This is a genomic window from Pseudomonas koreensis, assembly GCF_036668835.1.
GTDB classification, from domain to species: domain Bacteria; phylum Pseudomonadota; class Gammaproteobacteria; order Pseudomonadales; family Pseudomonadaceae; genus Aquipseudomonas; species Aquipseudomonas koreensis_I.
This window is the reverse complement of sequence record NZ_JAZEVW010000004.1, coordinates 493,682-517,587: the sequence shown is the minus strand read 5'-3', so window position 1 is coordinate 517,587 and position 23,906 is coordinate 493,682. Positions and strand designations below refer to the sequence as shown.

22 protein-coding genes and 1 pseudogene are annotated in these 23,906 nt (G+C 59.2%); 7 read left to right on the top strand and 16 right to left on the bottom strand.

Annotated features, from left to right (window positions below):
* The 6 genes from tauC to V6F91_RS15015 all read right to left on the bottom strand — a co-directional run bounded on the left by tauC (position 1) and on the right by V6F91_RS15015 (position 7,514).
* Positions 1–840 (bottom strand): taurine ABC transporter permease TauC, encoded by an 840-nt coding sequence (gene tauC / locus V6F91_RS15040; RefSeq protein WP_332765690.1) that lies wholly within the window; start codon positions 838–840, stop codon positions 1–3.
* A complete protein-coding gene (gene tauB, locus V6F91_RS15035; protein WP_332765688.1) occupies positions 837–1,631 on the bottom strand; it encodes a taurine ABC transporter ATP-binding subunit in 795 nt (264 codons plus the stop codon). The genes tauC and tauB overlap by 4 nt, the downstream gene beginning before the upstream one ends.
* 16 nt (positions 1,632–1,647) lie before the next feature.
* Positions 1,648–2,625, bottom strand: coding sequence for a taurine ABC transporter substrate-binding protein (gene tauA, locus V6F91_RS15030; RefSeq protein ID WP_332765686.1), 978 nt, complete (start codon positions 2,623–2,625; stop codon positions 1,648–1,650).
* 327 nt (positions 2,626–2,952) lie between these two features.
* Entirely contained in the window at positions 2,953–4,536 is a 1,584-nt protein-coding gene (gene gshA / locus V6F91_RS15025; protein ID WP_332765684.1) for a glutamate--cysteine ligase, read from the bottom strand.
* Between the two features lie 270 nt (positions 4,537–4,806).
* The gene (locus tag V6F91_RS15020; RefSeq protein ID WP_332765682.1) at positions 4,807–5,190 is read right to left on the bottom strand and encodes a PaaI family thioesterase; all 384 of its coding nucleotides are present in this window, start codon (positions 5,188–5,190) and stop codon (positions 4,807–4,809) included.
* On the bottom strand, positions 5,190–7,514 hold the full coding sequence (locus tag V6F91_RS15015) for a Tex family protein (RefSeq protein ID WP_332765680.1): 2,325 nt from the start codon (positions 7,512–7,514) through the stop codon (positions 5,190–5,192). Before V6F91_RS15015 ends, V6F91_RS15020 begins: the two co-directional genes overlap by 1 nt.
* Positions 7,515–7,872: 358 nt before the next feature.
* On the opposite strand from V6F91_RS15015, the gene ompR reads away from it, so the two are divergent.
* Entirely contained in the window at positions 7,873–8,613 is a 741-nt protein-coding gene (gene ompR / locus V6F91_RS15010; protein ID WP_332765678.1) for a two-component system response regulator OmpR, read from the top strand.
* Positions 8,614–8,725: 112 nt separating this feature from the next.
* Entirely contained in the window at positions 8,726–10,039 is a 1,314-nt protein-coding gene (locus V6F91_RS15005; protein ID WP_090288293.1) for an ATP-binding protein, read from the top strand.
* A 96-nt stretch (positions 10,040–10,135) separates the two neighbouring features.
* Here the strand turns inward: V6F91_RS15005 and rimK are convergent, their stop codons facing one another.
* The 3 genes from rimK to V6F91_RS14990 are packed head-to-tail and all read right to left on the bottom strand — an operon-like array spanning position 10,136 to position 12,313.
* Entirely contained in the window at positions 10,136–11,041 is a 906-nt protein-coding gene (rimK, locus tag V6F91_RS15000) for a 30S ribosomal protein S6--L-glutamate ligase (RefSeq protein WP_007949201.1), read from the bottom strand.
* Entirely contained in the window at positions 11,038–11,499 is a 462-nt protein-coding gene (locus V6F91_RS14995) for an ATP-dependent zinc protease (RefSeq protein ID WP_172833355.1), read from the bottom strand. The genes rimK and V6F91_RS14995 overlap by 4 nt, the downstream gene beginning before the upstream one ends.
* Before the next feature lie 34 nt (positions 11,500–11,533).
* On the bottom strand, positions 11,534–12,313 hold the full coding sequence (locus V6F91_RS14990) for an EAL domain-containing protein (protein WP_332765883.1): 780 nt from the start codon (positions 12,311–12,313) through the stop codon (positions 11,534–11,536).
* 119 nt (positions 12,314–12,432) lie between these two features.
* Between V6F91_RS14990 and V6F91_RS14985 the strand changes: the two genes are divergently transcribed.
* Entirely contained in the window at positions 12,433–12,840 is a 408-nt protein-coding gene (locus tag V6F91_RS14985; protein ID WP_332765674.1) for an RNA-binding S4 domain-containing protein, read from the top strand.
* 144 nt (positions 12,841–12,984) lie between these two features.
* On the opposite strand, the gene V6F91_RS14980 is transcribed toward V6F91_RS14985, so the two are convergent.
* A complete protein-coding gene (locus V6F91_RS14980; RefSeq protein WP_332765673.1) occupies positions 12,985–13,785 on the bottom strand; it encodes a phosphatase PAP2 family protein in 801 nt (266 codons plus the stop codon).
* A 105-nt stretch (positions 13,786–13,890) separates the two neighbouring features.
* Here V6F91_RS14980 and hslO point away from each other — a divergent pair, with 105 nt between their 5' ends.
* Positions 13,891–14,793 carry an Hsp33 family molecular chaperone HslO gene (gene hslO / locus V6F91_RS14975; RefSeq protein ID WP_332765672.1) on the top strand — a complete coding sequence of 301 codons (903 nt, stop codon included), beginning with the start codon at positions 13,891–13,893 and terminating at the stop codon, positions 14,791–14,793.
* 181 nt (positions 14,794–14,974) lie between these two features.
* Complete coding sequence (locus V6F91_RS14970; RefSeq protein ID WP_090288305.1) at positions 14,975–16,516, top strand: phosphoenolpyruvate carboxykinase; 1,542 nt, start codon at positions 14,975–14,977, stop codon at positions 16,514–16,516.
* Between the two features lie 60 nt (positions 16,517–16,576).
* On the opposite strand, the pseudogene V6F91_RS14965 reads toward V6F91_RS14970, so the two are convergent.
* The 6 genes and pseudogenes from V6F91_RS14965 to V6F91_RS14940 all read right to left on the bottom strand — a co-directional run bounded on the left by V6F91_RS14965 (position 16,577) and on the right by V6F91_RS14940 (position 20,144).
* Positions 16,577–17,057, bottom strand: a pseudogene (locus V6F91_RS14965) (helix-turn-helix domain-containing protein).
* An 82-nt stretch (positions 17,058–17,139) separates the two neighbouring features.
* Positions 17,140–17,412 (bottom strand): type II toxin-antitoxin system RelE/ParE family toxin, encoded by a 273-nt coding sequence (locus tag V6F91_RS14960; protein ID WP_206414664.1) that lies wholly within the window; start codon positions 17,410–17,412, stop codon positions 17,140–17,142.
* Entirely contained in the window at positions 17,412–17,855 is a 444-nt protein-coding gene (locus V6F91_RS14955) for a hypothetical protein (protein ID WP_332765669.1), read from the bottom strand. Before V6F91_RS14955 ends, V6F91_RS14960 begins: the two co-directional genes overlap by 1 nt.
* Before the next feature lie 131 nt (positions 17,856–17,986).
* A complete protein-coding gene (locus tag V6F91_RS14950; RefSeq protein ID WP_332765667.1) occupies positions 17,987–18,286 on the bottom strand; it encodes a hypothetical protein in 300 nt (99 codons plus the stop codon).
* A 345-nt stretch (positions 18,287–18,631) separates the two neighbouring features.
* Complete coding sequence (locus V6F91_RS14945) at positions 18,632–19,774, bottom strand: hypothetical protein (RefSeq protein WP_332765665.1); 1,143 nt, start codon at positions 19,772–19,774, stop codon at positions 18,632–18,634.
* Positions 19,775–19,868: 94 nt separating this feature from the next.
* Positions 19,869–20,144, bottom strand: a complete 276-nt coding sequence (locus tag V6F91_RS14940) for a hypothetical protein (protein WP_332765882.1) — start codon at positions 20,142–20,144, stop codon at positions 19,869–19,871.
* A 447-nt stretch (positions 20,145–20,591) separates the two neighbouring features.
* Between V6F91_RS14940 and V6F91_RS14935 the strand changes: the two genes are divergently transcribed.
* Positions 20,592–22,526: an ATP-dependent DNA helicase RecQ gene (locus V6F91_RS14935; RefSeq protein WP_332765663.1), complete on the top strand. Its 1,935-nt coding sequence runs from the start codon at positions 20,592–20,594 to the stop codon at positions 22,524–22,526.
* 127 nt (positions 22,527–22,653) lie between these two features.
* On the top strand, positions 22,654–23,880 hold the full coding sequence (locus V6F91_RS14930) for a 3-hydroxyacyl-CoA dehydrogenase (protein WP_332765661.1): 1,227 nt from the start codon (positions 22,654–22,656) through the stop codon (positions 23,878–23,880).
* Positions 23,881–23,906: the final 26 nt, after the last annotated feature.

Here is a 23,906-nt window from a genome sequence, read left to right as displayed (position 1 = left end):
TCAGTGCGCCTGGCCGTGCCATGGCACCAGCTTGCGCTGCAGGGCGCGCAGGCCCATTTCCATGGCGAAGGCGATCAGGGCGATGACCAGAATCCCCAGTACCACCACATCGGTGACCAGGAACTGCGCGGCCGACTGCACCATGAAGCCCAGGCCACTGGTGGCCGCGATCAATTCAGCGGCGACCAACGTCGACCAGCCAACCCCCAGGCCAATGCGTACACCGGTCAGAATGTCCGGCAGGGCGCTGGGCACAATCACATGGCGAATCAATTGCGCGCGAGTCGCACCCAGAGACTGCGCCGCGCGCAACTTCGCCGGGTCAACGGTGCGTACGCCGGTCGCGGTGGCGATGGCAATCGGCGCGAAAATCGCCAGATAGATCAGCAGTACTTTCGACAACTCGCCGATGCCGCACCAGATCACAATCAGCGGCAAATAGGCCAGCGGTGGAATAGGGCGGTAGAACTCGATCAGCGGGTCAAGCACGCCCCTGGCGATGCGGTTGGCGCCGATGGCGATGCCTACCGGCACGGCGGTCACGATGGCAAAGCCCAGGCCCAGACCGATGCGGCCGAGGCTCGCGCCCAAGTGTTGCCACAGCGTCGAATCCATATAGCCGCTGGTCGCCAGCAACCAGCCTTTTTGCAATACCGCAGAAGGCGGCGGCAGAAATAGCGGTTCGATCAAACCCGTGGCCGTTACCGCCCACCAGATCGCCACCAAAGCGAACAGCGTCAAAAAGCTGATCCAGCGCGTGCTGAGGCTACGACGCACGGGAATCACCACCGATGCGCTGACCGGTTTTACCGCAGCCGAAGAAACGTCGTAACTGCTCATGCGCGCTCCTGCCGTTGTCCGGCGCTGCGTTGCGAGAACACCTTGCTCAACACGTGTTCACGGGTTTCGATAAAACGCGGATCGGATTTGATCGCGCGGGCGGACTCGCCAGCAGCGTAACGCTGACCAAAATCAAGCTGCAGGCGCTCAACGATCTGCCCCGGATTCGGTGCCAGCAGAATCAGGTCAGTGGCGAGGAACACCGCTTCTTCAATGTCATGGGTAATCAGGAAAACCGGTTTGGCCGTGCGCTGCCAGACTTGCAGCAACAGCTCTTGCATCTGCTCGCGAGTGAACGCGTCGAGAGCGCCGAAGGGCTCGTCCATCAGCAACACGCGCGGGTCAGCGGCAAGAGCGCGGGCGAGGCCGACGCGTTGTTTCTGGCCGCCGGACAGTTGCCAGATACGGCGGCTTTCAAACCCCGAGAGATCGACCAGCGCGAGCATTTCACGGGCGATTTTTTCGCGTTTGTCCCAGGCGACACCGGCCAGTTGCAGACCGAACGCAACGTTGGCCAGCACGTCCTGCCATGGCAGCAAGGCGTCGTCCTGAAACACCACGCCACGCTCGGCGCTCGGGCCTTTGACAGGTACGCCGTCAAGGGTGATGCGCCCGGTACTTGGTTCAACGAAACCGGCAATCAGGTTCAACAGCGAAGTCTTGCCACTGCCGGACGGGCCGAGGGCGACCAGCAACTGCTGCGGCCCCAGGGTCAGAGAAATATCCGCCAGCACAGGTGTAGGGCTGCCTGGGTACTGTGCGCTGATGCGCTCCAGCTGTAGCAAGGCCATCGCTGTAATCTCCCGATCAGTTGGTGATGTATTTGGCACTGACGTACGGCGCGTAGTCCGGCAGCACGGCTTCGACCTTGCCCTGTTCCTTGAGGAACGCGGCGGTGTCGGTGATGGCTTTGGTGGTCGGCGCGCCGAGGTCGCTGACCTGATCCGCCGCCAGCGGGTAAACGTTGCCCTGCAGCAGCAATGGAATGTCGCTGGCCTTGGCGCCGGACAGCTTGACCAGCTTGTCGACGTTGGACTGAGTCGCCAGCCAGGCTTGCGGGTCCTTGCGGTAATCGGCGTAGGCGTCGAGGGTGACCTTGGCGAATGCGGTGACGATTTCCGGGTGCTTCTCGGCGAAGTCTTTGCGCACGATCCACGCATCGAAAGTCGGCGCACCAAACTTGGCCAGCTCGCCGGACGTGATCAGCACTTTGCCATTCTCCTTGGCCACGCCGAGTGCCGGATCCCAGACGTAGGTGGCGTCGATGTCACCGCGTTTCCAGGCGGCGATGATCGCGGGCGGGGCGAGGTTAAGTACGGTGACTTTCGACGGATCGATGTTCCAGTGCTTCAGCGCGGCGAGCAGGCTGTAGTGCCCAGTGGACACGAACGGCACGGCGATTTTCTTGCCGATCAGATCCTGCGGCGTCTTGATGCCGGAGCCATCGCGCGCCACCAGTGCTTCAGCGGCGCCGATCTGCGTGGCGATGAGGAATGTTTGCACCGGGACTTTGCGGGTGATCGCGGCGGTCAGCGGGCTCGAACCGAGGTAGCCGATCTGCACGTCACCGGAGGCGATGGCGGCGATGATGTCGGCGCCGTTGTCGAACTTGCGCCAGGCGATGTCGGCTTTGGTGGCTTTTTCATAAGCGCCGTCGGCCTGGGCGACTTTCGCCGGGTCAACGGTGGTCTGGTAGGCGACGGTGAGGTCGGCAGCCTGCGCCAGAAAGCTTGCGGCAGCCAGAGTGGCGGCGGCGAGCAGGCGAAGCGGGACATTCAGTTTCATTGAAGAGCTCCATATCAGGCGACCGAACGTCGGCGTGGATGGAGACTAAATGATCTAAGAATCGGTAAATAAATAACTTTTTAGAATGAGCTTATGAGCGGAAAAATCTAAGGCACGGGGGATTGTGGATATTTCGGAAGTTGCGTTCGACGTTAGATCTTTGCCCTCTCCCCCAAGGGGGCGAGGGGGAAAGGGAGCCGATCTTCATGTTTTTCAAGTCTTGAGTTCGGCGCGGTATTGCAGGTGTGCGTACCTCGCACCCATACCGCGGTCAGTCCCCTCTCCCTCCGGGAGAGGGTTAGGGTGAGGGGCTTTTAAAGGGGCTTTTCAGTTACTGATCGCCAGAATGCTCGCCTGATACGCCCCGACAAACACATCGAAATCACCGACCTCGCTCTGCTCAAGCTCTGCCTGTTGCGCCAGTGACGAGCGCGCCACTTCCTCGAACTTCGCCTGCTCATCCGCCGCCAACGGCTCGCTACGGAAAAACTCGGCATGGGCCTGGCTCTGGCGTAGCGAGAACTGCGCAAAGCTTTCCTTGTGCTCGGCCATCGCCGCCAGCACCTGCGCCGACGGTGTCAGCGACGGATCGCCGACTTTCGCCAGTTGTGCATCCAGCGCCTTGCTGTGCGTATCGCCGCCATGGCTTTGATCGAGCAGTGCGGCCAGCGGAGCGATCTGCTCAAGCAACTCAGCCGCCCAGGTCTTCATCTCGACCGCTTGGCCGTCGCGCTGCAATTGCAGGCCCGGACGCCGGCCTTCCTTGACCACGCTGAGGAAGTTCGACGTAGCGTTGCCGCACGAAGTATTGGTCAACAACGGGCTGTCGTTTAACGCGCAGTACAGCAGGAACGCGTCGAGGAAGCGCGATTCGGTCAGGTCGATGCCCATCGGCAGGAACGGGTTGATGTCCAGGCAACGTACTTCGACGTACTGAATGCCGCGCGCCATCAAGGCCTGAATCGGCCGCTCGCCGGTGTAGGTCACGCGTTTCGGGCGGATATTGGAGTAGTACTCGTTTTCGATCTGGAGGATGTTGGTGTTGAGCTGCACCCACTCACCATCCTTGTGCGTGCCGACCTCTACGTACGGCGCGTACGGCGTGGCCACGGCTTTGCGCAGGCTGTCGGTGTAGCTCGCCAGATCGTTGTAGCACGGCGTCAGACCGGCCTGGGCGTTGCTCTGGTAACCGAGGTCGCTCATGCGCAGGCTGGTCGCGTACGGCAGGTACAAGGTGTCCGGATCGAGCTGTTCGAGCTGATGTGAACGACCGCGCAGGAATCCCGCATCCAGCGCCGGCGAGGCACCGAACAGGTACATCAGCAACCAGCTGTAGCGACGGAAATTGCGGATCAGCGCAATGTAGGAAACCGACTGGAAATCGCGATCGGTGCCGACAAAGCCCTCGGACTCGCGCAGCAGCGGCCAGAGCTGTTCCGGCAGCGAGAAGTTGTAGTGAATCCCGGCGATGCATTGCATGGTCTTGCCATAACGCAGGGCCAGACCCTTGCGGTAGACGTACTTGAGCTGACCGATGTTGGAGGTGCCGTAATAGGCGATCGGGATGTCTTCCTCGGCCGGCAACGGGCACGGCATCGACGGACTCCACAGGTACTCGTCGCCAAGTTTGCTGTAGGCGAAGCGATGAATCTTGTCCAGGCTCGCCAGGGTGTCGGCCGGGTCGGGCAGGGCGGGCGTGATGAATTCCAGCAGCGACTCGGAGTAGTCGGTGGTGATCTGTTCGTTGGTCAGCGCGGAACCCAAGGCTTCGGGGTGCGGCGTTTGCGCCAGGCGACCTTCGCTGGTCACGCGCAGGCATTCACGTTCGATACCGTGCAGGCACTGCTCGAGCAGAGAGAGGTTAGCGCGCTCGCCGAGCAGAGCCAGGCGGCGGTTGAGAAGTTCGCTCAATTTGGATTCCTTCACGCGTCAGTCGCCCCAATATGGGGGTGGGCAGGACGGTCTACAAGGGTGAAGTTGAAACTGGCGTTATCGCCTGGTTTTGTAGCGGCAGGCCATTTGCCGGTCAGTCAGGAACTGCACAATCCTTGTGGGAGCGAGCTTGCTCGCGAAGAAGGTTTATCAGCCAACATTTCGGTTGCCTGACACACCGCCTTCGCGAGCAAGCTTGCTCCCACAAGGTTCGTTGCGCCGAAATTAACTCAAATTGATGGCGTCTAGCTACAGGACAGCGAAGGTGCCTTGCGCTTTTGCGACCAGTTTGTCGCCCTGCATCACGTCGGCCTCGACCACCAGCGTGCGGCGGCCCGGGTGGATCACCCGCGCCGTGCACAGCACCTCGCCGTCGGAAACGGCGCGGATGTAGTTGATCTTGCATTCGATGGTCGCGCTCTGCTGATCGAAACCGTGGCTGCTGGAACAGGCCAGCCCCATGGCGATGTCGACCAGGCTGAACAGCGCGCCGCCGTGGAGTTTGCCGCCGCGATTGCGCAGCTGCGGCTCCAGCGCCAGGGCGACTTGCGCCACCCCGGTTTCCAGGCTGTGCAGGCGGCAGCCCAACAGCTTGAAAAACGCGCTCTCGACAAGCCCGGCCGGCAGCTCCATCAGCGTTTCTTCAACTGCTTGGCGTTGGCGAACAGCGAGGCCATCGCATTGTTCACCGGCGCTGCGCTGACGGTTTCCTTGCGTGGCGCATTGTTCGACGGCTGGCGTTGTGCCGAGCCCGGACGCGAGCCACGGGCACCGTCGATTTTCTCGCCTGGCGTGTCGCCCATGCGCATCGACAGGCCGACGCGTTTGCGCGGGATGTCGACTTCCATGACCTTCACTTTCACCACGTCACCGGCCTTCACCGCTTCGCGTGGGTCCTTGATGAATTTCTCCGACAGCGCCGAAATGTGTACCAGACCGTCCTGATGCACGCCGATATCAACGAACGCGCCAAACGCGGTCACGTTGGTCACCACGCCTTCGAGGATCATGCCCAGTTGCAGGTCTTTGAGGTCTTCGACGCCTTCCTGGAACTCGGCGGTCTTGAACTCCGGACGCGGATCGCGGCCGGGTTTTTCCAGTTCCTGAAGGATGTCGGTCACGGTGGGCAGACCGAAGGTTTCGTCGGTGAATTTCTTCGGATCGAGACGCTTGAGGAACGCGGCATCGCCGATCAGCGAACGAATGTCACGGTCGGTTTCGGCGGCGATACGCTGCACCAGCGGGTAGGCTTCCGGGTGCACTGCGGACGAATCCAGCGGGTTGTCCCCGTTCATCACGCGCAAAAAGCCGGCGGCCTGTTCGAAGGTTTTCTCGCCCAGACGCGCGACTTTCTTCAGCGCCGCACGGGTCTTGAACGCACCGTGTTCGTCGCGGTGCGCGACGATGTTTTGCGCCAGTGTGGCGTTGAGACCGGAGATGCGCGCCAGCAGTGCCACCGAAGCGGTGTTCACATCCACGCCCACGGCGTTCACACAGTCCTCGACCACCGCGTCCAGACCCCGCGCCAGCTTCAGCTGCGAAACGTCGTGCTGATACTGGCCGACACCGATGGATTTCGGATCGATCTTCACCAGCTCCGCCAGCGGATCCTGCAAGCGGCGAGCGATCGACACCGCGCCACGGATCGATACGTCCAGATCGGGGAATTCCCTGGCCGCCAGTTCCGACGCCGAGTACACCGATGCGCCGGCTTCGGACACCATGACTTTGGTCATTTTCATTGCCGGGTATTTTTTGATCAGCTCGATCGCCAGTTTGTCAGTTTCGCGGCTGGCGGTGCCGTTGCCGATGGCGATCAGGTCCACCGAATGCTTGGCGCACAGGGCGGCCAGGATGGCGATGGTCTGATCCCACTTGTTGTGCGGCACGTGCGGGTAAACCGTGGCGTGATCAAGCAACTTGCCGGTCGAATCGACCACGGCCACTTTGCAGCCAGTGCGCAGGCCCGGGTCGAGGCCGAGGGTAGCGCGCGGGCCGGCCGGTGCGGCCAGCAGCAAGTCGTGCAGGTTGTGAGCGAACACGTTGATCGCTTCGGTTTCGGCGCCATCGCGCAGCTCGCCCAGCAGGTCGGTTTCCAGATGGGTGTAGAGCTTGACCTTCCAGGTCCAGCGCACCACTTCGCCGAGCCATTTGTCTGCCGCACGGTTCTGGTTCTGGATGCCGAATTGCTGGGCGATCATGCCTTCGCACGGGTGCATGGTGCCCGGCAGTTCGTCGCCGACTTTCAGCGCGGAGCTGAGGATGCCTTCGTTGCGGCCACGGAAAATCGCCAGCGCGCGGTGCGACGGCATGCTTTTCAGCGGTTCATCGTGTTCGAAGTAATCGCGGAACTTGGCGCCTTCCTCTTCCTTGCCGGCGATTACGCGGGCACTGAGGGTGGCTTCCTGTTTCAGGTAGTTACGCAATTTTTCCAGCAGGCTGGCGTCTTCGGCGAAGCGCTCCATGAGGATGTACTTGGCGCCTTCCAGCGCAGCCTTGACGTCCGCCACGCCTTTTTCGGCATCGACGAAGCGCGCGGCTTCGGCTTCGGGGGCCAGAGTCGGGTCGTTGAACAGACCGTCAGCCAGCTCGCCAAGGCCGGCTTCGAGGGCGATCTGGCCCTTGGTGCGGCGCTTCTGCTTGTACGGCAGGTACAAGTCTTCGAGTCGCGTTTTGGTGTCGGCGAGCTTGATGTCACGCTCAAGCGCCGGTGTGAGTTTGCCTTGCTCTTCGATGCTGGCGAGGATGCTGATACGCCGTTCGTCGAGTTCTCGCAGGTAGCGCAGGCGCTCTTCCAGATGACGCAACTGGGTGTCATCGAGGCTGCCGGTGACTTCTTTCCGGTAACGGGCGATGAAGGGAACGGTAGAGCCTTCATCGAGTAGCGCGACGGCCGCTTCGACCTGTTGTGGGCGTACACCGAGTTCTTCGGCGATGCGGCTGTTGATGCTGTCCATAAAACCACCTGACATAGTGTGAAAGCAGGCCCGCGGGCACGGAAATAAAGGCCCGGAGTCTGGTTGAGCGGCTAGAGAATTGCCGCTGCCTGGATCAAGAGGCAGCCCATTGACCCGTGAAATCGAACGATTACTGCGCGAGGCGAGGAAAAAAGCCTGCCACCTGCGGTAACGATTCAGACGTTGCCTGGCACAAAACGCCGCGCATTATAACCAGCGTTCTGTCATTCGGGGGCGTTGCAGTCTGTAGGCATAAACCCCGGTTTTCTGGCAGTGAAGGAAAAATCTGCTAACAATGCACACGGTGCGTATAACGGCAGCTACGCCATAATGCGCGCCGAGCTAAAAGGAGCATCCAATGAGCAGCACTGCACAAACTGCTGAAGGCGAAAAAATTCTCATCGTTGACGACGATCCGGGGCTGAGCAGCCTGCTGGAACGTTTTTTCGTCAGCAAGGGCTACCGTGCCCGAACCGTACCGAACACCGAACAAATGGATCGTTTGCTGGCGCGTGAAGTGTTCAATCTGGTCGTGCTCGACCTGATGCTGCCGGGCGAAGATGGCCTGACTGCCTGCCGCCGCTTGCGTGGCGCGAACAACCAGATCCCGATCATCATGCTCACCGCCAAAGGCGACGAGCTGAGCCGCATCAAGGGCCTGGAACTGGGCGCCGATGATTACCTGGCCAAGCCGTTCAACCCGGACGAGCTGATGGCCCGGGTCAAAGCCGTGCTGCGTCGCCAGGCTGCCCCGGTACCGGGCGCGCCGGGCAGCGAAGACGAAAACGTCACCTTTGGTGATTACGTGTTGTCGCTGGCGACCCGCGAACTGAAGCGCGGTGACGAAGTGCACATGCTCACCACCGGTGAATTCGCAGTGCTCAAGGCGCTGGTGATGAACGCCCGTCAGCCACTGACCCGCGACAAGCTGATGAACCTGGCCCGTGGCCGCGAATGGGATGCCCTCGAGCGTTCCATCGACGTGCAGATCTCGCGTCTGCGCCGGATGATCGAACCTGATCCGTCCAAACCGCGCTACATCCAGACTGTCTGGGGCGTTGGTTACGTGTTCGTACCGGATGGCACCGCCAGCAAGTGATCGGTGATTTGTAGGAGCGGGTCTGCAGGTTTTGGTCGAACGGCCAGCCCGCAGACTCGCAATCCGCAATATGCGAGCATTGCTCGCTCCTGCAAGTGTGTAGCGGTTAAAGATGAAAACCCCCGTCTGGTTCCCCCAAAGCTTTTTCTCCCGCACCCTCTGGCTGGTGCTCATCGTCGTGCTGTTTTCCAAGGCGCTGACCCTGGTTTATCTGTTGATGAACGAGGACGTGCTGGTGGACCGTCAATACAGCCACGGCGTCGCCCTGACGCTGCGCGCCTATTGGGCCGCCGATGAAGAAAACCGCGCGAAAATCGCGGATGCCGCGACCCTGATTCGCGTGGTCGGCGCCGGTGTGCCGGAAGGCGAACAGCATTGGCCGTACAGCGAAATCTACCAACGGCAGATGCAGGCGGAACTGGGCGCCGATACCGAGGTGCGCTTGCGTATGCATTCGCCGCCGGCGCTGTGGGTGCGCGCGCCAAGCCTGGGCGATGGCTGGCTGAAGGTGCCGTTGTACCCGCACCCGTTGCGCGGCCAAAAGATCTGGAATGTGCTCGGTTGGTTCTTGGCCATCGGTCTGTTGTCGACGGCCTCGGCATGGATTTTCGTCAGCCAGCTCAATCAGCCTCTGAAACGTCTGGTCTACGCCGCGCGCCAACTCGGTCAGGGCCGCAGCGTGCGGCTGCCGATCAGTGACACGCCAAGTGAGATGACCGAGGTTTATCGCGCCTTCAACCAGATGGCCGAAGACGTCGAACAGGCCGGACGCGAGCGTGAGCTGATGCTGGCCGGCGTGTCTCATGACTTGCGCACACCGTTGACCCGGCTGCGGCTGTCGCTGGAGTTGATGGGCGACCGCAACGACCTCACCGATGACATGGTCCGCGACATCGAAGACATGGACGCCATTCTCGACCAGTTCCTCGCGTTCATTCGTGACGGTCGCGACGAGTCGGTGGAGGAGGTCGATCTCAGCGATCTGGTGCGTGAAGTCGCGGCGCCGTACAACCAGAATGAAGAGAAGGTGCGCTTGCGCCTGGAGCCGATCCAGCCGTTTCCGCTGCGTCGGGTATCGATGAAACGCCTGCTCAACAACCTGATCGGCAACGCCTTGAACCATGCCGGCGGTCACGTCGAAGTGGCGGCTTATGTGTCCGGAGACGTCAGCGCGCCGTATGTGGTGCTGAGCGTGATGGACCGCGGCGCGGGGATCGATCCGTCGGAGCTGGAGGCGATCTTCAATCCGTTCACTCGTGGCGACCGTGCGCGGGGTGGCAAGGGTACTGGCTTGGGTTTGGCGATCGTGAAGCGGATTGCTTCGATGCATGGCGGCAATGTTGAACTGCGCAATCGGTCCGGAGGTGGGCTTGAGGCGCGGGTGAGATTGCCGTTGGGGTTGATGTTGCCGCGAGACGCGGTATAGAAGCAGCTGCAAGTTTCAAGCTGCAAGCTGCAAGCTGCAAGCAAGAGCGACTTTACTTGTCGCTTGGGGCTTGCCGCTTGAAGCTTGAAGCTGGCTTTAGCCCTTACCTTTGGTGCGGGTCATATTCGGCCCGCCATTCTTCTCCAGATGCTCAATGATGATCCCCGCCACGTTCTTGCCGGTGGTGGTCTCGATCCCTTCCAGTCCCGGCGACGAATTCACTTCCATCACCAGCGGCCCATGGTTGGAGCGCAGGATGTCCACACCCGCCACCGCCAGGCCCATGACCTTGGCCGCACGCAAGGCGGTCATGCGTTCTTCCGGGGTGATCTTGATCAGGCTGGCGCTGCCGCCCCGGTGCAGGTTGGAACGGAACTCACCCGGTTTGGCCTGGCGCTTCATTGCCGCGATGACCTTGTCGCCGACCACGAAACAACGAATATCCGCACCGCCCGCTTCCTTGATGTACTCCTGGACCATGATGTTCTGCTTCAGGCCCATGAACGCCTCGATCACCGACTCGGCAGCGGTCGCGGTTTCACACAGCACCACACCGATGCCCTGAGTACCTTCCAACACCTTGATCACCAGCGGCGCGCCGTTGACCATGTCGATCAAGTCGGGAATGTCATCCGGCGAGTGGGCGAACCCGGTCACCGGCAACCCGATACCACGACGCGACAGCAGTTGCAGCGAACGCAGCTTGTCCCGCGAGCGGGCGATGGCCACCGATTCGTTGAGCGGGAACACCCCCATCATTTCGAACTGGCGCAACACCGCGCAGCCGTAGAAAGTCACCGATGCGCCGATCCGCGGAATCACCGCATCGAAGCCTTCCAGCGGTTTGCCGCGATAGTGGATCTGCGGCTTGTGGCTGGCGATGTTCATATAGGCGCGCAAGGTGTCGATCACCACCATTTCATGCCCGCGCTCGGTTCCGGCTTCGACCAGACGGCGGGTGGAATACAGACGCGGATTACGCGACAGCACAGCGATCTTCATGCAACACCTGTGGAAAAGGTAGATACCGGGAACACCGGCTTGTCTTGTACATATTTGATGCCCGGATTGACCACCAGGTGGCCATCGATCAGGGCTTTGGAACCGAGCAACAGGCGATAGCGCATGGACTTGCGGCAGGCGAGGGTGAACTCGACCCGCCACACTCGATCGCCCAAGGCCAGGGTGGTGCTGATCACGTAGCGCACCTGCGCATGGCCGTTGGAGCTTTTGATGGTCTTGCGCGTTACCAATGGCGCTTCGCAGCGGCGATGACGCAACTGCACCACCGTGCCGAGGTGCGCGGTGAAGCGCACCCACTTCTCGCCGTCACGTTCGAACGGCTCGATGTCGGTGGCGTGCAGGCTGGAGGTGCTGGCGCCGGTGTCGATTTTCGCCCGCAGGCCGGCGACTCCCAAATCCGGGAGCGCCACCCACTCGCGCAGACCGACAACGGTCAAATGATCAAATGTCTTCAAAGAAAGAAACCAACGATTAACGTGCCCAGGCCTCAGGCGACACCTGGGCCAACGCTTTGAATGCAGGCCTGGCGAACCAGTAGCCCTGCATCAGAAATATTCCACAGTCCGCCAGGAAATCCCGTTCACCGGCGCTCTCGATGCCTTCGGCGATGACTGTAACGTTCAACTCCGCACAGATTGTGACAATCCCCCGAACGATCGCCTGACGAACACGGTCACGATCGACATCGCGAATCAACGCCATGTCGAGTTTGATCAGGTCCGGTTGGAAATCAGCCAGCAGATTGAGCCCCGAATACCCGGCACCGAAGTCGTCGATGGCGGTCTTGAAGCCGAATTCGCGGTATTCACGCAGAATATTGGTCAAATGGCGATAGTTATCTACGTGCTCGCTTTCCAGGGTTTCGAAAATCAGCCGGTCGATCGGAAAATTATGTTTCTTGGCGGCCTCCAGGGTGCTGCGAATGCATAACTCTGGACGATAGACGGCGTTGGGCATGAAGTTGATCGACAAGTATGTCTGCATGTTTAGCGCGGCCGCGCCTTCGATGGCGCGGGTCCGGCAGAGCTGGTCGAAACGGTAGCGGTTTGCTTCTGTAACCTGATCTAACACGGACATCGCGCCTTCACCGGCCACGCCGCGCACCAGCGCTTCATGGGCGAACACCGATTGGTCGCGCAGGTCGACGATCGGTTGGTAGGCGAATGCGAAATCGAAGTCCAGCGGCTCGCTTTGCTGGCAGCCCTGGCAACCGCTTTTGGGCGCGGTCAACGAAGAGGGGAAAATTGTAATCACTCGAACACTCCATGCCGCATAGCCGGCCTAGATCACAGTCTATCTGGAGGGCCGGATTCTTGCGCCCGACAGAAACGGTAGTACAGTTCCGACTACTGGCTGAACGAGGAATTCATATGGCGCAAAAACAGGAAGAGGACGACAAGGTCCGTCTCGACAAATGGCTGTGGGCCGCGCGTTTTTATAAAACTCGCGCCTTGGCCAAGGCGGCGATTGAAAGCGGCAAAGTGCACTGTCGCGGAGAGCGCTGCAAGCCAGGCAAGGAGCCGCGTATCGGCGACGAATTCGAAATTCGTACCGGTTTTGAAGAGCGCACGGTGCGGGTTGAGGCGTTATCGATTGTGCGGCGCGGGGCGCCGGAAGCGCAGACGCTGTACAGCGAGACCGAGGCGAGCATTGCCAAGCGCGAAGCCGCTGCGGCGATGCGCAAGGCGGGAGCGCTGGGCGTGAGCACCGATGGCAAGCCGAGCAAGAAGCAGCGGCGGGATCTGTTCAAGTTTCGAGGTAGCAGCAACAGCGAGTAAGTCTGAGTGTGCTGCCAGTGCCGGCCTCATCGCCAACAGGCTGGCTCCCACATTGACCGCATGATGCTCAAGCAACTCGGTTTACTGTGGGAGCCAGCCTGCTGGCGATTCGAGTGCGCAGCACTCGCTGAAGGCGACGCGGTATCAGGCGCGACGCACAACACTCATCCGCGACACCATCGGCAATTTGCTCAGCAGCGAAAAAAACGGCGCAGTCACCTTCAACCAGAAATTCGCCGCATGATAAGCGAACGGCGTGTAATAACCCCAACCCAACGCCCACACCGCCAGCAACACGCCGCCGATGTAATCGTCCTGGCCCCAATGCGCACCGGCCACCAGGCGCGGCAGCATGAACAACAGCGCCAAGCCCCAAACGGTCAGAAACTGACCGGTCGTGCGACTGAACACCGCCATGAACAACGCCCAGATCAACAGCACCGAAGCATGATCACCGGGGAAGCTCTGGCCTGAGCGATCCTTCAGCTCCCAGGTTTTTTCCAGGTGCGGAAAGTAATCGCTGATATGCACCGCGCCTTCGAGGACCATCGACGGGCTGCTGTGTTGCCAGCCCATGTGATCGGCGAATTTGGAAAACAGCGCGCGGATCACCACCATCAGCAGCAGTATCGAGAAGAACCCAAAAAATGCGCGGCGCACGTCGATCGCCTTGAACACCCAGTCGCCCTTGATAAGCAGCGTCAGCAAAATCAGGCCGACAACAATGTCGAACGGGCGCAGACTTGCAATTGCCCAGATGTGGAGCCATATCGGGTTGCTGGCCAGCGGTGCGTTGAGCGAGCGGAACAGCCACTCGTCGAAAATCACACACAGCATCTGGCCCGTAGGCCATAACCAGAAAGCCAGTAGCGCCAATGGCACTACGTTACAAAGAACCAGCCGGCCGAGGTTCCACCTTGATTGGAACAAACCCGGATTGTTCATAAAATGCCTCCCATGGCCAAAACGCCGGCACCAAAAAGGGTGCCAAGAACCGCAAATTTTCACGTTTTGTAATCATTTTGTCATCACTTTCAGATACCCGAACCTATGACCGACCTAACGGATACCGATTTCACCCAACGTTTCATCTTCGACGACAGCGACACTCGCGGCGAACTGGTCGCGCTTGAGCGCAGCTACGCCGAGGTTCTTGCCAAGCATCCGTACCCGGAGCCGGTGGCGCAGCTGCTCGGCGAATTGATGGCGGCGGCCTCGCTGATGGTCGGCACTTTGAAGTTCGACGGGCTGCTGATTTTGCAGGCGCGCTCCGAAGGGCCGATTCCGCTATTGATGATCGAATGTTCCAGCGAACGCGAGATTCGTGGCCTGGCACGCTACGACGCCGAGCAGATTGCCGCCGGCGCTACCCTGGCTGATCTGATGCCCAACGGAGTGCTGGCCCTGACTGTCGACCCGACCGTTGGCCAGCGTTATCAGGGCATCGTTGATCTCGACGGCGAAACCCTGTCGGACTGCTTCACCAATTACTTCCTCATGTCGCAACAGGTCGGTACTCGCTTCAAGCTGTTCGCCGACGGCCGTCGTGCCCGCGGCATGCTGCTGCAGCAATTGCCTGCCGATCGCTTGAAGGATGAAGAAGATCGCGCCGCCAGTTGGCAGCATCTCACCGCGCTGGCCAGCACTCTGGGTGCCGATGAACTGCTGAGCCTGGACAACGAAACCGTGCTGCATCGCCTCTATCACGAAGAGCAAGTGCGCCTGTTCGATGTGCAGCATTTGCGCTTCAACTGCAGCTGCTCGCGGGAACGCTCCGGCAATGCGCTGGTCAGTCTTGGGCTGGAGGATGCGCTGGCGCTGGCGGCTGAACAGGGCGGCAAAGTCGAGATCGACTGCCAGTTCTGCAATCAGCAGTACGTGTTCGACTCGGCCGATATCGCTCAATTGTTCGCTGGCGCGGGTGTCGACACGCCGTCAGATACCCGGCACTAAAACGGTTCAGCGCAGGTAAATTCACTGCGTAGCGACGGAATTTCGCCGTTACGACGGGAGGACCCTACTCTTTTTGGGCTTTTCTGGCATAATCCGGCCCACTTTTTTCGCGGTAGTAGTGCACGACTTTCTACTACAAAACGTTTGGAGCACACTCGGCCACTGGCCGACGGGGAACCTCATGACGCAAGCCAATAACGCCGTGTACACCGATCTGAGTGTTGATGATCTGGTAAAAGAAGCCCTGCAACGCGGTGAGGGCGAGCTTGCCGATACCGGCGCTCTGGTAGTCCGCACCGGTCATCGCACCGGCCGTTCGCCAGTCGACCGTTTCATCGTTGAAGAGCCTTCCACCCAGGCCGCTATTGCCTGGGGCCCGATCAACCGCAAGTTCCCGGCCGACAAGTTCGATGCTCTGTGGGCTCGCGTTGAAGCCTTCAACAATGCGCAAGAGCACTTTGTCTCCCACGTGCATGTAGGCGCTGCGGAAGATCACTACCTGGCCGTGAAAATGACCACCCAGACTGCCTGGCAGAATCTGTTCGGTCGTTGCCTGTTCATCAATCCGGCCCAGTACAACCCGGCTGGTCGTGATGAGTGGCAAGTGCTCAACGTGGCCAACTTCGAGTGCGTGCCTGAGCGTGACGGCACCAACTCCGACGGTTGCGTGATCATCAACTTCGCGCAGAAGAAAGTGCTGATCGCCGGCATGCGTTACGCCGGTGAAATGAAGAAAGCCATGTTCTCCGTGCAGAACTTCCTGCTGCCGGCCGCTGACGTGCTGCCAATGCACTGCGCCGCCAACATCGGCGAAGAAGGCGACGTGACCCTGTTCTTCGGTCTCTCGGGCACCGGTAAAACCACCCTGTCGGCCGATGAAAGCCGTTACCTGATCGGTGACGACGAACACGGCTGGGGCGAAGGTGTGGTGTTCAACATCGAAGGCGGCTGCTATGCCAAGTGCATCGACCTCTCCGAGAAGAACGAGCCGGTCATCTGGAAAGCCATCAAGCACGGCGCGGTGCTGGAAAACGTCGTCATCGACGACGCCAAGCACGCCGACTATGCCGATGTCAGCCTGACCCAGAACAGCCGTGCCGCCTACCCGCTGGAGCACGTGGCCAAGCGTTCCGAGAAGAACCTCGGTGGCGAGCCGAACGCGGTGATCTTCCTGACCTGCGACCTGACCGGCGTGCTGCCGCCAGTGTCGATCCTCAACGAAGAACAAGCGGCGTACCACTTCCTGTCCGGCTACACCGCACTGGTGGGCTCGACTGAAATGGGTTCGGGCAGCGGCATCAAGTCGACCTTCTCCACCTGCTTCGGCGCACCGTTCTTTCCGCGCCCGGCCGGCGAATACGCAGAGCTGCTGATCAAGCGCATCCGCGGCTTCGGCTCCAAGGTCTACCTGGTCAACACCGGCTGGACCGGCGGCGGCTACGGCGTCGGCAAACGCTTCAACATCCCGACCACCCGCGCAGTGATCGCAGCGATCCAGAGCGGCGCACTGATCGGTGCCGCCACCGAACACCTCGACACCATCAACCTCGACGTGCCACTGGCCGTCCCGGGCGTCGACACCGTTCTGCTCAACCCACGCAACACCTGGGCTGACAAGGCCGCATACGACGAAGCCGCTAAAGCACTGGCCGGTCTGTTCATTGAGAACTTCAAGAAGTTCGAAGTGAGCGACGCGATCAAGGCTGCAGGGCCGAAGTTGTAAGCATCGGTTGTTGTGAATGAAAAAGCCGCCCTTTGGGGCGGCTTTTTTGTGGTTCAGTTCTTAGTCTTCCTTCTTCAATTTATTCACATCGTTTAAAAGCTCGGACAGAGAAAAAGTATTGAGTGGAAACTTGCGGCTGGACTCAATGGATAGCTCTCCATAACTCGAGTTTTGCTCCGTTGAGCCACAAGCATTGACGCTGCCGCCGCTGGCAATGACTCGTGCTCGCTTCCCGTTGTTTGTATGTTTGGAACCGGTCAGTCGTGCATCCTGCATAGAGCGGCCCAGGTCATCTGCAGATGCCAGCAGGTTCAAGTCTTGTTCCAAACCCAGAACCTGCATTACTGACACATAAGCCCCTATCGTCACCCCCGTAGCACCTGTTTCCAGAGACTGTAGTGTCATGACTGACATTCCGGCTCGTTCGGCGACCTGTTTTGGCAGTCAGCTTTCTGCGCAAACGTGCCAATCTCAGACGGTCGCCCAGATTGCTCAGCAGCGCTGCAGTTTTCGGAAGCAGGGGCGCGGTCTTTTTGGCCATAACGCTGATATTCCTTCACTCGAGTAGTGATGGCGCCAGAATAATTGCACTTCCCGCTCGATATAGAGGCTCCAGTACGCCATCACGGCCATTGCTGCCGGGCATGAATAATTCGCAACACCTCCACGTATTCATCTTTGATCGTGTAGACGATGACGTAGTTGGAGGCAGCGACTATTTCCCTAGTGCCTTCAACTTTGCCCTTTTTGTATAAGGTGGGACGCTGTCGGGCGATGTCCCCTTTTGATTCGAAAACGTCGTCCAGATCCGCAGCCGCTTCAGGATTGTCTTGCCCGATGCGATTCATGATTCGGTCTCGGTCATCAAGCGCTTGTTGGCGCCAGACCAGCCTCATCAGCGTGCTCGTTGACGCAAGGCATCACGCTTGGCAGCGAATATTCGGCGAGCATCTTCATCGCTAACGCTTGGTCTTGGATCGTCGATGCTGATCTGAACTTGCTGCTTGAACCATTCTTCATACGCAGCGGCTTCATGTGCCTGTTTCAGAGCTTCGGAGCGATCCGGACGAGCATAGGTTTTAAGTTGCAGCGGATCGTAGTTTGAAGCATCCACTCCAAAGCGGCTGATACCTAAACCCTGCAGATAGCTGACTAGGGTTTCAAGTCGTTTGAACAGACGCACCTGACCGCTGCGTTGCGCTGCCAGTGCAAATGTTTTGCTTCCTTGCTGAATTTGGATCGACCAGCCACCGGGTTTGGCGATGATGCTTGTGCTGCTAACAGAACCGTTATCAATCAGGTGGGTAAGGGTGCTGTGATCGATGGTTTCAATGATCATGAAGACAAGTCCTTGGCTGAACAATGGCTTCCATCGTACGCAATCAATAGTAGTTTGCAAAATTCACTCCTTGGGCTGGACGCCGGGTGTCCAGCAATCATGTTCTTAAGTTAAAGGCAGGCAGCTTGTTATCAGGTCGGTTCTTTCCAGTTGAGCATCCGCTGCTGCGCGACCTGCAGCAGGTCACAGCCGTCCTGCGTCAACAGATATAGCGCGTGGGTGATGTGGGGGATGTCTTCGACGTCGGCTTGTTTGAAGTTGAGGCAGTACAGGGTGCGGAGCAGGTCGCTGGAAGCGCGCAGACGCTGGACAGCACATTCGAGGATGTCCTGCGGGTTGGCGGCGGTGTCGATGAGCAGGGGCTTGGTGTCGTTGAGGCTGGATTCGAGTGGGTGGTAGCGATCGGTGAGAAACTGGTTAAACGTTTTCAATTGATGGATCCTCAAATGCTTCAAATGAAGCCACCACATCGTGACCAAGCGACAGGAGGCAACTGTGTTCGGGTTGGTCAACCGGTGAGGATCGTGCACATACCCGGCACACCCGAAGGTGTCCCAAACACAGTCACCATAAACTGCAGGCAATTGAGTGCCCGCAGCATACAGCGCATGCGTATACACGATCCAATCGGGTGACCAAGCCCGAGCCGCTGATTTGGCAGCGACAGCCACGACTATAGGTTTCCTCCCCAAACCCCGATAGAAGACAAAGAGTCTGCCTGCGTAGGACCGGTATGAAGATCTCATCGGACGTTGCTATCAACGGCTCTTCACTTTTCAACGCAGATGTTTATACGCCGCCAACTCCAGCACGCTGGTCGTCAATCCCGTTGCCGGCGTGTAGATCGAACCCTTCACCGCCGAGAACGGCACGCCTTTGCTGCCCAGCGACACATAGCGTTCGCCTTGATCGAGTTCGGTGAAGTAGGTGTAGGAAACCTTGTGCATCAGTTTGTAGCGCGCTTCGTCGCTGGCAATGGCGCCGGTGAGGCGCAGCAGGTCGGTTTCGCTGAGGTTCAGGGTTTTGTTCAGTTGCACGCCCCAGCGTGTGAGGCAGGTTTCGGCGAAGTGGCGGACGACGCGGCCCGGTTCGATGAAGGTTTTCAGATCGCTGCTGCTGGTCGGTACGCCACCGGCGGCGGTGGCGTTGCCGGCCATGGTCGCGTGGCGGCCGGCCATTGGGTAGATGGAGGTTTTGGTGCCGACCGTGGTCTGTGGAATGACGCAGCTGAAGCCTTTGGAGCGCTCATCGCGGGCATAGAACGCGACGTACTCTTTAACGTTGGCACCGAGCCTGACGCGTTGGTCCTGGAAGTTGCCAATGCCCGGCACAGGATCAAGCGCAAAGACATTCACCGGAATATGTTTCAGCTGTGGATCATTCAACATCGCGTTCGCCAACATATGGCAGCTGATCCCGCCACGGCTCCAGCCCACCAGATTGACCTGGGTCGGGATTACGCCGTCCTTGCGGAATGTCTTGATAATTTGCTCTTGTAACGTTTGCTGGGTCACGCTGCGTTCGCCGTAGTTATATTTACGCCAGAGCCACGAGCCTTCGACTTTTACATCGTCGATAGGAATGCCGGCGGCTTTCAGACGGTTGTATTCTTGTTCGGTAAGTTGTTCGCGCTGCCAGCTGCATTTGCCCTTGATGATATTCATGGCATGCTGCACGTTTTCTTCCCAGCCTTTGCCAAACAGCGTGCCGGTGAGGCCATATTCCACGGTTTTGGTGAACAGATCGTCGGCTTGCAGGTTACCGCTGCCCGGTCCGTCGACGACGATCCATTCGGCGAACTCGCGGCCCGCATGGTTGGCGGCCAGTGTCGAAACCAGTTCGCCGTCCCAGAAGTTTTCATGGGTGACATCAAACTTGTTCGAGCCGGTGCCGCAGAAGAAGATTGTTAAAACAGTCATTGTGTTGCCCTTGGTTAGTTGTAAGAGCAAACAAGTTAGTGGTGGTTGGGTTAATAAATAAAGCGTTCTGTTGTTTCTGCGTTTGTAGTGCTGTTTAGTTATAAGTTGTTTGTGGTGAGTTCTGTTTGGCGACTTCAAGCAAGTCGCAACCGTCCTGTACCAATAAATAAAGTGCGTTGACGATATTGGGAATGTCTTTCACATCGGCCTGTTTGAAACACAGGCAGTAAAGTGTTTCCAGCAGGTCACTGGCGGCGCGCAAGCGCTGATCGGCGGCGTCGATAAGGTCGCGCGGGCTGGCATGGCTGTCGATAAGCAGGACGGGGTTTTCGCTGTAACGGGTCTTGAGCGGGCGGTAGCGGTTGATCATGGTCAGGCGTGTCCTGTGCTGAGGCGTCCGGGCGGGCTGGTGGTGTGTCAGGCCGCGCCGGTCACTATAGAAGGACGTTTTACGGTGAGACAAGACAGCCGCAGTGGACAGCTTTCGTAGGGACTTTTTCGTCAATTGAGCGATCATTCCTACACGTTTTCGCGGTTTGTTTTGCCAAAGAATCGACCAGTGAATATTCCTACTTGTGAGGCAGACGATTCGTGATCGACCTTCATAACGTGTGCCTCGGATCCAGTAGGAAGTGTCCAGGCGTCTGACACTCGCTTGAACGGAATCGGCTCTTTTTAATCGCGTTCCGCGTGCGCTTGCGTTGAGCGTTTCACCACGCGGTATCATTCCGAATCGATTTGACCCCGACCTTTTCTCGACTCGCTGCAATCGCCCGCTAGGCTGTTGGCATGGCAGCAGTCAACGGAGTGACAGCGAATGCACAACACCCTGGAACAGGTTTTTGGTTTCTCACAGTTTCGACCCGGACAAGAAGCCGCGATCAGTGCGGTGCTGGCCGGGCGCTCGACGGCGGCTATTTTCCCCACCGGTTCCGGCAAGTCGATTTGCTATCAACTGCCGGCGCTGTTGTTGCCGCACCTGACGCTGGTGGTGTCGCCGCTGCTGGCGTTGATGCAGGATCAACTGGCCTTTTTGCAGCGCCATGGCATCTCGGCCGGCAGCATCGATTCGGCGCAGAACCGTGATGACGCCAGTGCGGTGATGGCTCGCGCCCGCTCAGGTGAATTGAAGATCCTCATGGTCTCGGTAGAGCGCTTGAAGAACGAGCGCTTTCGCAACTTTCTGCAGCAGGTGCCCATCTCGTTATTGGTCGTGGACGAAGCGCACTGTATTTCCGAGTGGGGCCACAATTTCCGGCCCGACTACCTCAAGCTGCCGGACTACCAACGTCAGTTCAACATCCCGCAAGCCCTGTTGCTGACGGCTACGGCAACGCCGAATGTCATCGCCGACATGCAGGCCAAATTCAATATCGCAGAAGAAGATGTAGTAACCACCGGCTTCTACCGGCCCAACCTCAATCTGCTGGTCGAACCGGTGCGCGGTGAAGACAAGCGCCGGCGTCTGGTGGAGTGGATGAACGCGCGAGCGGGGCAGCCAAGCATCGTCTACGTGACCTTGCAGAAAACCGCCGCAGACATCGCCGAGCACCTTGAACGCAATGGCATTCAGGCCGAGGCGTATCACGCCGGTCTGCCTCATGACAAACGCGAAGCGATCCAGAAACGCTTCATGGCCGGGCAGTCCAATTGCATCGTGGCAACCATCGCGTTCGGCATGGGCATCGACAAGAGCGACATTCGCAACGTGGTGCATTTTGACCTGCCCAAGTCCATCGAAAACTACAGTCAGGAAATCGGCCGCGCCGGTCGTGACGGGCAGCCATCCGATTGCCTGGTATTGGCCAATCGTGACAGCCTCAACGTGCTGGAAAACTTCGTCTACGGTGACACCCCGGAGCGTGAAGGCATTCGTTACGTGCTGGATGAAATCAAGGCCTCGGCAGTGCAGGAGCAGTGGGAGTTCATGCTCGGACCGCTGGCGGATCAGAGCAACATCCGCTCGTTGCCGCTGAAGACCTTGTTGGTTCAGCTGGAGCTGCGCGGTTTGATCGCGCCGCGCTACGCCTATTACGCCGACTACCGCTTCAAATACTTGCTGGAGCCGGAGGTACTGCTTGAGCGTTTCGACGGCGAACGCCGGGACTTCGTTGCCGCACTGATCCAGACCTCAACCCGTGCACGTTCGTGGGCCACGGTGAATTTCGACGCGATGTATACGCAATATTCCGCCGAGCGCAGCCGGGTGGTGAAGGCGCTGGATTATTTTCAGGAAAAAGGCTGGATCGAGCTGGAAAGCAAGCAGATGACCGACGTCTACAGCCTGCTGCGCAGCGATTTCGACAGCGAAGACTTGAGCGCAGAGTTACACGACTATTTCACCCGCCATGAACACGCTGAAATCACTCGCATTCACGCCATGCTTGCGATGTTCGCCAGCGAACGCTGCCTGGGTTATCGCCTGGCCGAATACTTCGGCGACCACAATGCTCCGCAACAGTGTGGGCATTGTTCGGTGTGTCACGGCCACGTTGCACGGTTGCCAGCAGTGCCGGAACTGCCAGCGCTTGTGGATGAAAAATTTGCGCAGCTGTGTGGCGAATTTATCCACAAGCACGAGCAGCACACCGGCTCAGTGCCAACGGCCGAGCGGCTGACGCGATTCTTGTGCGGGATCAGCGTGCCGCTGTTCACCAAACTCAAGGCGCGGACGATTTCCGGATTCGCGGCGCTGGAGGAGTATCCCTACGCTGAAGTGCGCAGTTGGGCCGCTGACAATCTAACTGGGTGACCGGGACGTTGTGGGAGCGAGTCTGTATCCATGCGCTGAATACCAACCATCACGGTAATAAACTTCAAAAAGCGTCATCGGCTGACTATGGTGAATCCAGTCTTTGGATCGCCAACAAGAGAACAACATGAGCCAGACATCCTTCGATATTCAGCAAGCCGCGGTGATCGGTGCGGGTACCATGGGCCGCGGCATTGTCATGTGCCTGGCCAATGCCGGCGTTGCGGTGCAATGGGTGGATAACAATCCACAGATGCTCGAACAGGCGCTCGCCGCTGTCGCCGAAACTTACGCGCACAACGTGCGCCAGGGACGGATCGATCAGGCCGAGGCTGACGCGCGCATCGCCCGGGTCAGTGCCGCCGCCGACTATGCGGCGATACGCAATGTCGATCTGGTAATCGAAGCGGTGTACGAAAATCTCGAGCTCAAGCAGAAAATCTTTCGCGAGCTGGATGGCCTGCTCAAACCTGAAGCACTGCTGGCCAGCAATACTTCGGCGCTGGATATCGATGCGATCGCTGCGGCCACCCGCCGTCCGGAGCAAGTGCTGGGCCTGCACTTCTTCAGCCCGGCGCACATCATGAAACTGCTGGAGATCGTCCGCGGTGCGCAGACCTCGCCAGCCGTGCTGCAGGCGGCACTGGCGCTGGGCAAGCGCATGGGCAAGGTCAGCGTGGTATCTGGAAATTGCCATGGCTTCATTGGCAATCGCATGTTGCATCCGTACGTGCTGGAAGCGCGCAAGATGCTGCTCGAAGGTGCCTACCCGCATCAGGTTGATGCAGCGCTGCAGGGTTTCGGTTTCGCCATGGGGCCGTTCCGCATGTACGACGTGGTCGGCATCGATCTGGAATGGCGTGCCCGCGAACTGGCGGGCAAGGGTCAGGATGCGCCAGAAGTGCAGGTCGATAACCGTCTGTGCGAGCTGGGCCGCTTCGGGCAGAAATCCGGCAACGGTTATTACCATTACGAACCCGGTAGTCGGCAGGCTGAGCATGACCCTGAAGTCGACGCACTGGTGTTGCAGGTCAGCGAAGGGCTGGGTTTCCAGCGCCGCGACATCGGACCTGAGGAAATCCTCGAGCGTTGCCTGTTGGCGCTGGTCAACGAGGGCGCGAAGATTCTTCAGGAAGGCATTGCCGAGTCGGCCCATGACATCGATCTGGTGTACCTGAACGGTTACGGCTTCCCGGTCGACAAGGGCGGGCCGATGGCCTGGGCGGATCAGCAAGGGCTGGCGGATATTCATCAACGCCTGCTGGCGCTGGAAACGCGCCAGGGTGATCAGTGGAAGCCGGCGCGGTTGATTGGCGAATTGGCGGCGCAGGGCAAGAGGTTTGCTGATCACTGAATAATAGGGCGCAGATAATCGCCTTC